The following is an 11,701-nucleotide window of genomic DNA, read 5'->3' as shown; positions in this document are numbered from 1 at the left end:
AGACTGTCGCATGATTATCATTTCATGCTTCGGCAAGATGCACAAAATCCAAAAAGCACTAATCCTGATGAGCCGAGATCAGCCAGTCTAGGCGCCAGGCTTCGTGGTTGCTGGTCGCTCGGTAGCCAACAAGTGCAACATCGCAGTCGCGCACAATCGCGCCAGCGAGCCCAGGCTGACCTCTGCGCGCTGATGCGCCTGTGACCATCGGCGCATGCCGGCTTGCTCTGCCGGGCCATCCGAGATCTTTGGGGCTATCCGGAGAAGTTCGACCCGCAAGTAAGATAAGACCGTATGCCAGTCGAGGCGGCGTGGCTTGTCCTGCGATCGCGGTTGCTGACGGCGAGCGTCTGGGCGAGGTCGGCTATCTCGGCGGGGTCGAGGCCTCCGCCGAGAGCATGCGCCGGCTCATCAACCGCCTCGCGGCCAAGCACGAGTCTGCTCCGAGGCCGGTCCGACGGGCGATGGTCTGCACAGCCTCATCGCTGATCTCGGCCATTCGTGCATGGTGCACCCGCGCTGATCCCGAGAGAGCCCGGCGATCGGGCCAAAACGAACCGACGTGATGCGCTCGCTCTGGCCAAGCTGCTTCGGGTGGGCGGACTCACCGCCGTCTTGGTGGAGGGCGGCTTGGCCGATAGCGTGCCTCTCGACCTGGGCGGGGTTGGCGAGGGCAGCTCCGAGTGACGGCTCCGCTTCACACCGACTTTGAGAGAGGGGGGCTCATGCCAGAGACGTAATCGTGGGCGTGGCCCCAATCGCGCTGCGCATCGAGGTTGCCGATCCAGAGGCAGTCCTGCTGGCCGGTCTCGATCCGGCCCACCGCGCGGGTGATCTTGCGGGTCACGAAGGTCTCGCCCCGGATCGGGCTCTCATGGTTGAATAGGATGCTGTTCGAGGCGTGGATGCCGTAGGCCTCACGGTAGTTCACGGTGATCCAGTAGGCGTAGAGCTTGGCCACGCCGAAGGCGAGCGCGGGTAGAAGGGCGTCGTCTCCCGTTGCGGCACTTCGCGCACGAGGCCGTAGAGCTCGGAGGTCGAAGCCTGATAGAAGCGTGTCTGGCCGTCAGCCGCAGCTGGCGCAGCGCTTCGAGGATCCGCAGCGGGCCGATCGCATCCGCGTTGGCGGTGTATTCCGGCGTCTCGAAGCTCACCGCCACGTGGGACTGCGCCGCGTGATTGTAGATCTCGTCCGGCCGCACCTCCGCGACAATGCGCGTGAGCGCGGCGGAATCGGTCATGTCGCCGTAGTGCAGGTGAAGCCGCACGTCCTCCTCGTGCGGATCCTGGTAGACATGGTCGATCCGGCCGGTGTTGAAACTCGAGGAGCGGCGCTTGATGCCGTGACCGATGTAGCCGCGCGCAAGCAGCAGCTCCGCCAAATAGGCGCCATCCTGACCGGTGATCCTGGTAATCAGCGCGGTCTTCGTCTGACAGCTCGGTTGGGTGCCCCAGGTCGTCGGCGTGCTGGTCAACATCGTGGCGCTCTTGTTCGGCTGATCGAAGATGCTCCAAGTAGAGCGATCCGCGTGCCACCGAATTTTGTATCAAAGTGGGACGATTCGAGTCTTGCAGGCAGCTTGACCTGGTCTCAGAGGGATAGCGTCAAGATTGTGGGGCAGCTGTGTGCTGTTGGGGGCCGACGCATGTCCCTTTTGGGGACGTCGGGACCTCTGACCGTGCGCTTGATCAAGGCTGGAGAAAGAGAGTTGTGTGAAAGCCGCGGCTCTGTGGTAGGACCGACAAGCCCACAGCCACGAGTGGCCATCATCGGCAGTGACGGGTGCCCTGCTCCCTTGCCGCCCGTCCATCGACTTCGGCGAGCGCGTTCGGTCGGCACGAGGGCGCCGCATGCTCGGCCGCATCTCCACAGGCGGTTCGCGAGCCGACGCTGAGACCGACTCGGGGCTGAACGGCGGGTCGCCGGACGATCGCGGCGAGATCGCAACGCGCTCGGCGGCCAGGGAGCCCCAATGGCCCGCCGCAGTCCCGATCGATCGCCCGAGCAGCACGGCCTTGCCCTCCCCCATCGGACGGAGGCGCGGACATCCATGTTGACGGTTTATGCAGCCTATGGAAGACGCCCCGCTCGGGAAGCAGAGGGGGTGGGATGTCAGAGAGTGACACACTCGTGCAGGCGTTGGCCGATGTAAGCGAACGCAGGGCAACGCTTCAGGCAGAGTATGATCGCATCGGAGCTGAGCTGTCGAAGCTGCGGCTCGCGGAAAATGCGCTGCGAGCAATCGTTGAGAACGTCCCTTTGGAGGCCGGTCTCGCCGTACAGAATCCGACGAGTCTCGCCAATAGCCAGGCACAGGGACGCGAGGCGCCGCGTGCCTCAGGGCGGGGGAGTCGCGGACCGCGCGCGAATTCGGCCAAAGGCCGCCTGAAAGCGCTGCTCGAGAGCGCAGGCCCGCAGGGTCTCTCGCATGCTCAGATCACGCGGCACCTGTCGGATGTCGCACCAGGAACACTGAATACGTATCTGAGCATGATGGTCACGAGCGGCGAGGTGGTGCGCAGAGGCGATTTCTACGCAAGTGAGAGGCCGGGCCGTCAAGAGCTGGCGGAGGGGAACGACGGTCGCGATCACACACCTGAGCACGACGATCGGGAGCAAAGAACCGACCTCCGCGAAGATGTGGAATCTGGCTGATGGTGCGTGTTCTTGAGCGATGCTATGTGGGCTCGCAGCCTCTTCTCTGGTTGTCCAGAGGAGGGCCGATGCCAGCTATGCCGCGAGTGGCGCTTGCTGTGGGTCAGCCCACGTTCTCTCTTGGCAACCTCGAAGGCATCCTCGACCGCAATGCGTCTCCTCTATATCCACCAGCGTCTCTGTCGATCTGCTGGCCGAGCGCCAGGCCGTGAAGTAGGCCAGAGACCTATCCGCCACTGCGCCCTATGAGAAGCCCGCGCGTCCGCAGACCGTCATTGAGCGCCGTATCAGGGCACAGGCCTCCATAGTCAGAGGCAGGTACGCCCAGTCGAACAGATGCGCTCTCTGCGCGCCGACGCCCGCCGAGAGGCTGGATCCAGTCCCTCCTCGGAGCGGCTCGTGGCAATGCTCTCGGCCTGAGGGCCGCGACCGGGCCGATACGGCGTCGGAGGAGGCTCGCCATAGCAGCCAGCTCGCCGCAGCGATCAACCGCTTCGCAGAGCGGAGAAAACGGGAGGAGGCCCGGCATGGAGCAGCCATCCCCCATTGTGGCCGCAGCCCGGCGCCTCACACAATCCGTGGACGGGCCGGCGTGGAGGAGGTGCGCGAGGTCTTCTCGGGGCGCTGCAGCCGCAGCACCAGCTTGATCAGCTCCTATTTGCTCAAGCGTTCAAGCTCGCTGCGGCCCATCCCACGAGGGAATCAGCAAAACCCGCCCCGCGCAAGTGCATGGGTAATGGCGCGCCGCCATACCCCATGAGACTGCGTCGGCTGCAGGCACCGCTTCGAATGAAATTGCTTCAGGGCTGAAGGATCTCATCCAGCTCGGCGGATGTCACCGCCACGGCACGATCCCAAGGAAGCCCTCCGAGTTGAGGGCCTACTTCTCGAGATCTGATCTCAATGTACTTTAACCGCCGCGCCTCTGCGATTCTCCAGAATAGCACCTCGCAGGCACTGCTCGGCATAAAGCAGTAAACGGTAGTTCCAGGTTTGCAAAAGACGATGTTTGTGAGCGCTGCCCCCATCACACCGACAACCGAACTGCAGCCGTGAAAAACGGAGATCTGATCGGTAAAACTTAGTTCTCCTGCAAATTTGTTGATGTAACCAAGCTTGGACAAATGATCGGCTACCGCAGGCTCGTTCACAAAGTCACGGCTCGCCCCCCGTCCGCGGCTGGCGTAGAGCCGGTCGATGTCCGCTGGGGGGACGGAAGCGGCAATCTCGTCAAGGCACGTCATGACGAACGGTGAAAGATACTGGGTATGGAATGCGAGGCCATCAACCACGATGAGGCGCTCAACAAAAACAGGCTCATCGCCCGTCGCAATTATGTTCTCGGGCGTAAAGCCTGATGCTTGTAGCGCCTGCACTTTGATTTCTGATAGAGCAGGTGAAGTCTTGTGAATTAAAGCTGGCCAGTCCGTAACACCGAGGTATTTGCGAGCATACCAAGCCCGCGGCAACATCTCAAGAATGAAATGCCCGTAGTTCCCCGCGCCGCGATTTTTGGTGAGAATGGCTTTGCTGATGGATGGGGCAGTGCCGCTTTGCAAGCAATTGCTTATCATTTCTCTAGACAGTAAAATATCATTATCCGAATGATAAGTCTTTGTCTCGGGTATCAGTTCTAGGCCGTTTTTGAAGCAGAGTCCCTCTTTGGTTACAAAAACATTTTGATGCTCGAAAAATCTTAACTTTCGACCCAGGTGAACTGCTTGGGACCAGATACTATTCATCAGCACGCGAACGTGGTCCGGCATCGCCTCCAATTCGGTCAGACGCGGGAAGGAGTAGTAGGAGTTGGGGCAGTCCATCTCAAGGACGCATGCACCGGGTATGTCGATCATTTCCTGAAAACCTTGGGCCGATGATTAAGTCTGAAAGTTCAATCTGCAAGTTCCCCTCTGAGGTGAACGGCAACTCGTGGCCGGTGATGGCGGGCATGTGCAGTCTGAGACCTTTCAACTTCCGCGCACGCCAAGCACGGGAATGTCCAGGCTCTTGGTTGCCACGGCTGGCTCTCGGCTTCAAGCGCACAGATTGCGGTCACTGACAGATGATGGTCCGCCGATCGCAATTAGGATCTGGCAAACCGCACAAGGAGAGGTGATGGTCGGGGCACAGTTCCCGCACATGAAGTGCGTGTTGATGAGACCTCGCATGAGGAGACCTATGTCAAGGCTGGTATGAGGCGAGCCTCTCCCGCAGCATAGTGGGGACGTGACCGGAGCGGAGCTATGCCTCTGACGACCCATGCTCACCAACCTCGCCTGCGGCGGGACAGCGTCCCGACCACGGTCCTCTATCCAGACCAGCTAAGCTCCAGATGGACTAATACCAGCGGGCGCTGATCATAACCGATAAGCCCAATCGCACAGGCCGATGGACATGATCTTCCAGGGCTGATCGATGAGCCTGTTCCAGGCCTTACAGCAGCGGTCGAGGACGTCCTCGTGGGAGACGAAGACGCGGTTGCCGAGCCGGTTGTCACGCAAGAACTGCCAGACGTTCTCGACGGGGTTGAGTTCCGGGGCGCGGGGCGGTAGCGGCAACAGCGTGATGTTGTCTGGGACGGCGAGTTCGCTGGCGATATGCCAGCCGGCGCCGTCGAGCATCAGCACAGCATGGGCGCCGGGCTCGACGGTGAGGCTGATCTCCGCAAGAGGCGCGTTCATCGCCTGCGCATGCAGCGGGGCAGGACGAGAGCGGCGCCCTTGCCCTTCTCGGGACAGATCGCGCCGAGGATGTAGGCGTATTCCGTGCGCCGATCGTGCGGCAGATGCGGGCACGTGCCGCGGCGCGCCCCGAGCCGGGTCAGGATGGTCTTCTGGCCGACGCGGGCCGCACCCTGCCACCACAGCTCGATCGGGGTGCCGGTCAGCAGCGTGGCGCGGATCGCGCTCACCGCAGCGGCAGGCTTTTTAAACGTCTCCAGTGCCGCCGGGTCCTGGGCATAGTGGCGAGGGCGGGCCGAGAGCTTGCGGAAGCCGAGCGTCCTCAGTTCGCGCCCGACCGTGGTCTCGTCTAGGCTCACGCGGAAGCGTTTATCAAGCCAAGCAGCCAAGCCCTTGCGCTGCCGGCGCACCACGCCGTCCCGCTCCGGATCGGGGCCGCTCTCCACAATCGCGGCAAGCGCCCGGCGCTGTTCATCGCTCAGCTTGGGCGGATGTCCCGGCGCCTTGCCGTCGATCAGGCCGGCCGGACCGTCGGCGTTGAAGGCCGGCACCCAGTCCCGCACCGTCTGCAGGCCCACCACGCCGATCCGGGTGGCCTCCGAGCGGCTGCCGCCATCGTAGATCGCGGCCCAGCGCCAGCAGCCGACGGCTCTGACCGGCGTCCCGGCTCACCTTGGCCAGACGGCGCAGATCGTCGGTGCTGAAATCCTCGCGCAAGGGCACGGCGGCGGACATGGCAAACCCTCCGGTTCGCCCCATCGAATCAGATCCGCCGCCTATGCGAAACCCATGAGTCCTGTTCAGTGCTCGCTGGTATAAGCGGCGGGCAGGGTTATTGCCGGGTCAGCAACTCCTCCAAGGCAAGCCGATATCGGCGCAGGGCAGTCGGCGCCTTGCAGCGGCGCTTGGCCTCGGCCCGCTGGGGCTGCGGGGCGGCAGGTCAGGGATGCGCCGGATCTGCGCCTCGCGCTCGTTGCACTTCAATGAGGACGGTCAGGATGACCTCGTTGCCCGTTCGTCTTCCGATAAGATCACAAAATATTTATCGGGAGCGCACATCGGGCAACTTTATGTAAGAAGGTAGGCTTGCTTCTGATATGAAATTCATAATCTCCTTATTTTTTAACATTGAGAAATAGTCTAGCCTGGAAATAGGCTCCACATCATTAAAGATGGGAGAAAATTTCTTTCTGTTTTCTCTCCATACAACCGTTTGTTTATTAAGACCTTCATTGATTGTGGCATAGCTTAGCGTTGGCATGAAGTCGTGTATGAAGAAAATCAGTTTGTAAACATCTCCATGCCAATCATGCCCCGAGCCGCCTGCTTGGTGCCGAAAGCCGACAGCATCAAAGTGTCCACGTAATGAGCTATAAACATCAGAAGGAAATACATCATCTATTATGATAATTGAGCGCTCATGCGTAAAAACAAGAGAATTCATGAAATCGCGCAAGGTTTGCTCAAAAGTATGCAACCCGTCAATAAATACTAGGTCAAATACGTATTTGTTGTGGGAAAAAAACTCATCGCTTGGCTGTCTGAAAAATTTTACACGTTCGTTACCCAACGCCTCCGTATCAAACAAAAAATTGATGTCCACTCCGACTTTGTATTCTGCCTCAACCTCAATAAAAGTTCCGCCAGTTTCAACTCCGATTTCAAGATAGGACTTGGTGGAATTCAGTGTTGAAAGCAAATTAATCCTGCGAGAAGACTCTCTCATTTTTACCAAGGCTCCGAATGTGCGACTAGGTTATACCAGTCAGGTGCTATCACCGGCTTATCGGAATGGCAAGGATTGTGCGCTGAGACATGGTTATAGTGACAGATGGAGAACAGCGTCTGCGGGGCGACTAGAGCGGCGCCCCATCGGGTTGAAACCGCGCGGATGTCAGAGCGTTGGCCGGCGAAGGAGGCGGCCCATGCCCTCAGCTGTGCCTGTCGAACTGCGCCAGCGCGTCGTCTGCACCGTCGCGGCGCGCGCTGCCGCATGGCGGTGCCGGCCGGGCATTGGACAACCACCACCGTCATCGCCGGGCTGTGCACGAATGGGCCGAGCGCGCTCGCTCTCCTGGACGGCCCCGTGACAGGGGAGTGCTTCCGCGCCTACGTGACCCAGACGCCGGTGCCGAGGTTACGGCGGGGCGACACGGTGATCCTGGACAACCTCGGCGCTCACAAGGTGGCGGGCGTGCGCGAGGCCATCGCGGCGGTCGGAGCCCGGCTGCTTTACCTTCCTGCGTACTCGCCTGAGATCAATCCGATTGAGCGCGCCTTCGCCAAGCTGAAGGCGAGGCTCGCGCAGCGCGGCGGCCCGCACGGTCAACGACCTGCGGGAGGCCATCCGCCAAGCCTTCACGCACTTCTCACCCGAGGAGTGTCGCAACTCCTTCGCGGCCGCCGGATACGAGGACGATGCTTACGCTTCAACCTGATCGGGCACCGCTCTAGTGCTCTGACGCATACAGAGGATTCACAGGCGGCCTGAATCGTGTGAGTCTGAGGCATGGCTCAGACTGTCTGTGTGATCCTCAGCGACGCCGATCGGATGCGCCTCACCGCGATCGTGAGCGACAGCGCCCGCCCTCTCTAGTGCACTGACGCCTTCGAAAGGTACAAGGAGCGGCGCGAATTGCCTTGCAACCGCAATTGCTTAGCGAGCCGCCGTCTGGAGCTTTCGTCCGCGTCTGTGCACTAGCGTGTCCGCATCATCCTGCTCTCCGCCGAGTGCCGCTCCATGCTGGACGGGGCCCAGCAAGCCGGCGTCAGCCGACCCGCTGTCTGACGCTAGCAGCAGCGCTACGCTGAGGACGGAGTGGACGGTCTGTTGCGGGACAAGACCCGCCTGTCCGGCAAGCCGCCGCATTCCTCTGACACGGTGGCCGAGGTTCTGGCTCTCACCTGCTCTGAGCCGCCTGGCGAGGTCACCCACTGGACCGGCCGCGCCGTGGCTGGGCGGCGCACCGCCTGCAGCCGCACCGGGTGCGGACCTTCAAGCGCTCACACGACTCGGCCTTCGCCGCGAAGGTCGAGGACGTCGTGGGCCTGTCCGTGGACCCGCCCCGCCATGCGGTGGTGCTCTCCGTTGATGAGAAGAGCCAAATCCAGGGCTCGAGCGCACCTGAACCGCCCCGGGTCTCCTGGAGGCTCCTGACCTTGCGAAGATGGGAGCCATAACAAAGCATGCCCCACCCTTCTCCCCTTGCGGTCCGCGAACGTGCCGTGCGGATGGTGCCGGACCATCAGGGCGAGCACGATTCCAGTCTGCGGCGATCTGCTCGATTGCGCAGAAGATCGGCTGCTCGGGCGAGACGCTGCGCACTTGGGTTCGGCAAGCGGAGCGCGACCAGGGCCGAGCCGGCCCAACCACGGACTGGCGCGAGCGCAGCTAGACACTGGAGCACGAGGCTCGCGAGATGTCTGAGCCAACAAGATCCTCTGGAAGGACAGCATGTATTTTGCCCAGGTGGAGTTCGCACTCCAGTCGCGGATACAATCGCCTTCATCAATGACCGCCGGGAGGTCTATGGGGCCGAGCCGATCACCCGGTTGACCGATCACAATTATCCAGGGGGTGGCGCATGGCTTCGGGGCGGAGGAGGCGGTGCGCCGGATGCGCTTGCCGAGAGGCCGGCAAGCTGATTCCCTGCCGGTCTGGGTCGATCCGAGCTTGAGCGCCTGAGCTAGGACGAACTGATCGAGCTGGTGCTGAAGCTGCAGCGGCCCGAGAAGACCTCGCGCACTTCGTCCACGCCGCCCTCGCGTGATCGCAAGGAGCGGCGGGAGCAGGCCAAGCCGGCGGGAAGCCGGGCCATGAGGGCCACCACCGCGCCCTGTCCGAAGACCCCGATCAGGTCATCGAGCACCGGCCCGCGATCTGCCCCGCCTGCGTGCGCACGGTGGTCGCTACCGCCGCCCTCCAGTCCAGGGCGAGCCGCTTCGCCACCCTGCTCAGCACGATCACCGCCTGACAGCCGCACACCTCAAACCAGAGAGGTGGATCGCGCGTCATCGCACGCGATCACACAGCGTAGGTAATAGCGACCGATCACGCCCATGCGGCGCGGCGTGCCGATTCTCGGCATATGTGGGTTGACGGCCGCGGCGCAGGTCTGCACCAATTCGGCTGATCGAGAGGAAGGCATTTGCCTATGTACACAACCACTTGTGGTTCATACATCAGTTCCGATGGGCGAGAAATCTGGGTCGTTTTTGGAGGAAGACGCCACCACGTCGTGAGTGAGGATGTATATAATGCTCTCTTCGAGCCATATGCCCAGCACAAACATATAGACGATCTTATGCTTATCCCTCGTGGATTTGATTTTGGACACGGAACCTGCCTTATAAAGTGTGATAATACCGAAATCATTTATATTTTGGCAAGGGGCTCAGATTCTCAGGTTCGTAAACATAGGATATGCGATTTTGAAACGTTCAAAAAACTTTCTCTAAATCTGGAGTTGTGCAGAGTTGTTCCTGGTTTGGTGATCGATGCCATCGTAAGCGGAGAGGACATTTACTGCGGCACGAGCGGCATTGAAAATTCTTCAAAGAGTGCATAGCGTAAGGCGCGAACTCTATCAGGTGCTTATGGAAGCACCTGATAAAGGGGGCGAGCGAGGTGAGCTGATGCGGGTAGCCGGTATGTAGGCCTCGTCACAATCACAGCTATTGCTAACCGGCTTAAACAGTTAAATTGCTCCAACGTCCTGATTCATCCCTGGTTCATCTTGACAGGGCAGCGGCATCTGCTTCCAGACCCAGCCCTTCTGCAGCCAAAGGGGCCCACTTCAGTCCCGTCACTCTGCACCCTTCGCCGCAAGTTCGCATTGTCACAAAGTGCGTTTAGCGCTTCCGAGAGAATTTGGTTCAGAATCTTGTCGTCCACTAACAAAAACAAGCCTAACTATTTTTAGTGAGCAGACCAAGAGACCCCGTCACAGAACACGGGCGTGCGAACCGCCCCACCTCCGGTGAGAGCGCCCCGATAGGTAGGGGAAGTCGCGTCCGAGACCACGGCCAGCATGTCCCGGGTGGTCGCGTTGCAGGCCGGCAAACCCGATACTGTGTAGGCCGCGGCCTTGAACAGCCCGGTCAGCGTCAGCGAGCCCGCCACGCTCATGCCGCCCTTGTCCGGTACGTTGAAGATCTCCGCACCGTTATAATAGTAGCGCAGGGCGTTCGACGCATGCTTCAGCTGCGACTTGGCGTCCGCTGTAAACCCGATCGACATGGTATCAGCCATGAGGAAAGCCGGCGCGCCATCGATCGCATAGCCCTCGCTCGCGTTGAAGGCGGCCGTGTCCCAGCCGATCTGCGTATTGTAGGCGACGCCGACATGGGAGCGGTCCGCGACCGGGTAGCCGTACTGGACATCGCCCCAATCGATTGTGACGGCTCGCCCGAAGCGCGCCTTGGCGCCCCTGCCGTTCGCGCGCCCCAGCACGTAATGATGCACGACGCGCCAACTGTCTGGGTCACCGCCGTTGGCGAACATGTCGTGCTCGTAGCCGATCAAAGGCCCGGAGAGATTGGAGGGCTGCCCCGTCTCGTCGCGCGCCTCCGTGTAGAGCGACCAGATCGGTGCCCGTGGGCCACGGCTGTCGGAAAGCGCCGTCGAGGGGCGTTTGGCGAAAGAGGCAATGGCGACGTGCTGACCCGAGCCCCAGGCCGAAGACGTCAGCGTAGTGCTATTGGCCCAGCCGAAATTCGACAGATCTGCCGAGTTGGCCGGGATCGTCATGTTCGTTTGAAGCGCATTCGAGGTGCTCCCAAGCGCTCCGCCCGCGTGGTTGAGCGTCGCATCGACGCGCAGGACTGGCGCCGGATTCGGGTAGGAGGTTGAGCGCCCGAAGTATTTCGCACCCTGAACGAAGCTCTCCACGACATCGGTGCCGAGACCGATGATCGGCGCGCCGGTCGCGGTGGCGGCACCGTGCAGTTGCCACAGCCGTGGCCCGGATGAGGCAATCAGATTGCCCGCGCCGTCGAACTGCGGCGCGGGCGGCGTGTAGGTAGCGTTATAAGTGCCGTTCGGGACAATGATGGTGCGCTGAGCGGGCGTGTCGGCGCGGGCCGCCCGGAGCGCACCGGTATCGTCCGTTGCACCGTCGAGCTTGGCGCCGTAATCAGCCGCGTTCGTCACGTCCGCGGCACGGATGCCGAACAGCCGGCAGGCCGAGCTGCCCGTCCTCGTTTTGCAGATGGTGACGTGCCCCATCTTGATGTTCTGCGAGCTGTCGACCTTGGCGGTGCCGAGGAGTTCGTCCGCTGCTCCGAAGGCCGGGACAATCAGCAATGCGGCTGTGACCAGGGTCGGTTTGAGCATTCTGGCCTCCTCTCAATGCGCGGTCCACGT

At 61.3% G+C, this 11,701-nt stretch carries 4 protein-coding genes and 7 pseudogenes; 6 read left to right on the top strand and 5 right to left on the bottom strand.

Annotated elements, in window-relative coordinates; all coding sequences use genetic code 11:
* Positions 1-284: 284 nt before the first annotated feature.
* Positions 285-621: pseudogene (locus MNOD_RS44260) on the top strand (hypothetical protein); the annotation flags it as partial.
* A gap of 76 nt (positions 622-697) precedes the next feature.
* Here MNOD_RS44260 and MNOD_RS29810 read toward each other — a convergent pair.
* Positions 698-1,478 (bottom strand): annotated as a pseudogene (locus MNOD_RS29810) (GDP-mannose 4,6-dehydratase).
* A gap of 632 nt (positions 1,479-2,110) precedes the next feature.
* Between MNOD_RS29810 and MNOD_RS29805 the strand changes: the two are divergent.
* Positions 2,111-2,656, top strand: a complete 546-nt coding sequence (locus MNOD_RS29805; protein WP_015932690.1) for a hypothetical protein — start codon at positions 2,111-2,113, stop codon at positions 2,654-2,656.
* 800 nt (positions 2,657-3,456) lie between these two features.
* Here the strand turns inward: MNOD_RS29805 and MNOD_RS44255 are convergent.
* The 3 genes and pseudogenes from MNOD_RS44255 to MNOD_RS44245 form a co-directional block, all read right to left on the bottom strand.
* The gene (locus MNOD_RS44255) at positions 3,457-4,509 is read right to left on the bottom strand and encodes a glycosyltransferase family 61 protein (RefSeq protein ID WP_015932689.1); all 1,053 of its coding nucleotides are present in this window, start codon (positions 4,507-4,509) and stop codon (positions 3,457-3,459) included.
* Positions 4,510-5,013: 504 nt separating this feature from the next.
* A pseudogene (locus tag MNOD_RS44250) lies at positions 5,014-6,072 on the bottom strand (IS630 family transposase).
* 307 nt (positions 6,073-6,379) lie between these two features.
* Complete coding sequence (locus tag MNOD_RS44245; RefSeq protein WP_015932687.1) at positions 6,380-7,063, bottom strand: class I SAM-dependent methyltransferase; 684 nt, start codon at positions 7,061-7,063, stop codon at positions 6,380-6,382.
* Positions 7,064-7,285: 222 nt separating this feature from the next.
* Here MNOD_RS44245 and MNOD_RS44240 point away from each other — a divergent pair.
* The 4 pseudogenes from MNOD_RS44240 to MNOD_RS47250 form a co-directional block, all read left to right on the top strand.
* Positions 7,286-7,775 (top strand): annotated as a pseudogene (locus MNOD_RS44240) (IS630 family transposase); the annotation flags it as partial.
* Positions 7,776-7,846: 71 nt separating this feature from the next.
* Positions 7,847-8,475 (top strand): annotated as a pseudogene (locus MNOD_RS44235) (transposase); the annotation flags it as partial.
* A gap of 38 nt (positions 8,476-8,513) precedes the next feature.
* A pseudogene (locus MNOD_RS50745) lies at positions 8,514-8,892 on the top strand (transposase); the annotation flags it as partial.
* 141 nt (positions 8,893-9,033) lie between these two features.
* A pseudogene (locus tag MNOD_RS47250) lies at positions 9,034-9,230 on the top strand (IS66 family transposase); the annotation flags it as partial.
* Positions 9,231-10,255: 1,025 nt separating this feature from the next.
* On the opposite strand, the gene MNOD_RS29775 reads toward MNOD_RS47250, so the two are convergent.
* Positions 10,256-11,671, bottom strand: coding sequence for a glycosyl hydrolase family 28-related protein (locus MNOD_RS29775; protein ID WP_015932685.1), 1,416 nt, complete (start codon positions 11,669-11,671; stop codon positions 10,256-10,258).
* Between the last annotated feature and the right edge of the window lie 30 nt (positions 11,672-11,701).

The sequence above is a fragment of the Methylobacterium nodulans ORS 2060 genome (genome assembly GCF_000022085.1).
GTDB lineage: Bacteria > Pseudomonadota > Alphaproteobacteria > Rhizobiales > Beijerinckiaceae > Methylobacterium > Methylobacterium nodulans.
The sequence above is the reverse complement of the archived record's forward strand: the minus strand, read 5'-3'. Positions and strand labels throughout refer to the sequence as shown.

What these genes read in the sequence shown, in the direction of transcription:
- MNOD_RS29805 (WP_015932690.1), top strand. Translation starts at nt 2,111, where the DNA reads ATGTCAGAGAGTGACACACTCGTGCAGGCGTTGGCCGATGTAAGCGAA.
- MNOD_RS29775 (WP_015932685.1), bottom strand. Translation starts at nt 11,671, where the DNA reads ATGCTCAAACCGACCCTGGTCACAGCCGCATTGCTGATTGTCCCGGCC.
- MNOD_RS44245 (WP_015932687.1), bottom strand. Translation starts at nt 7,063, where the DNA reads ATGAGAGAGTCTTCTCGCAGGATTAATTTGCTTTCAACACTGAATTCC.
- MNOD_RS44255 (WP_015932689.1), bottom strand. Translation starts at nt 4,509, where the DNA reads ATGATCGACATACCCGGTGCATGCGTCCTTGAGATGGACTGCCCCAAC.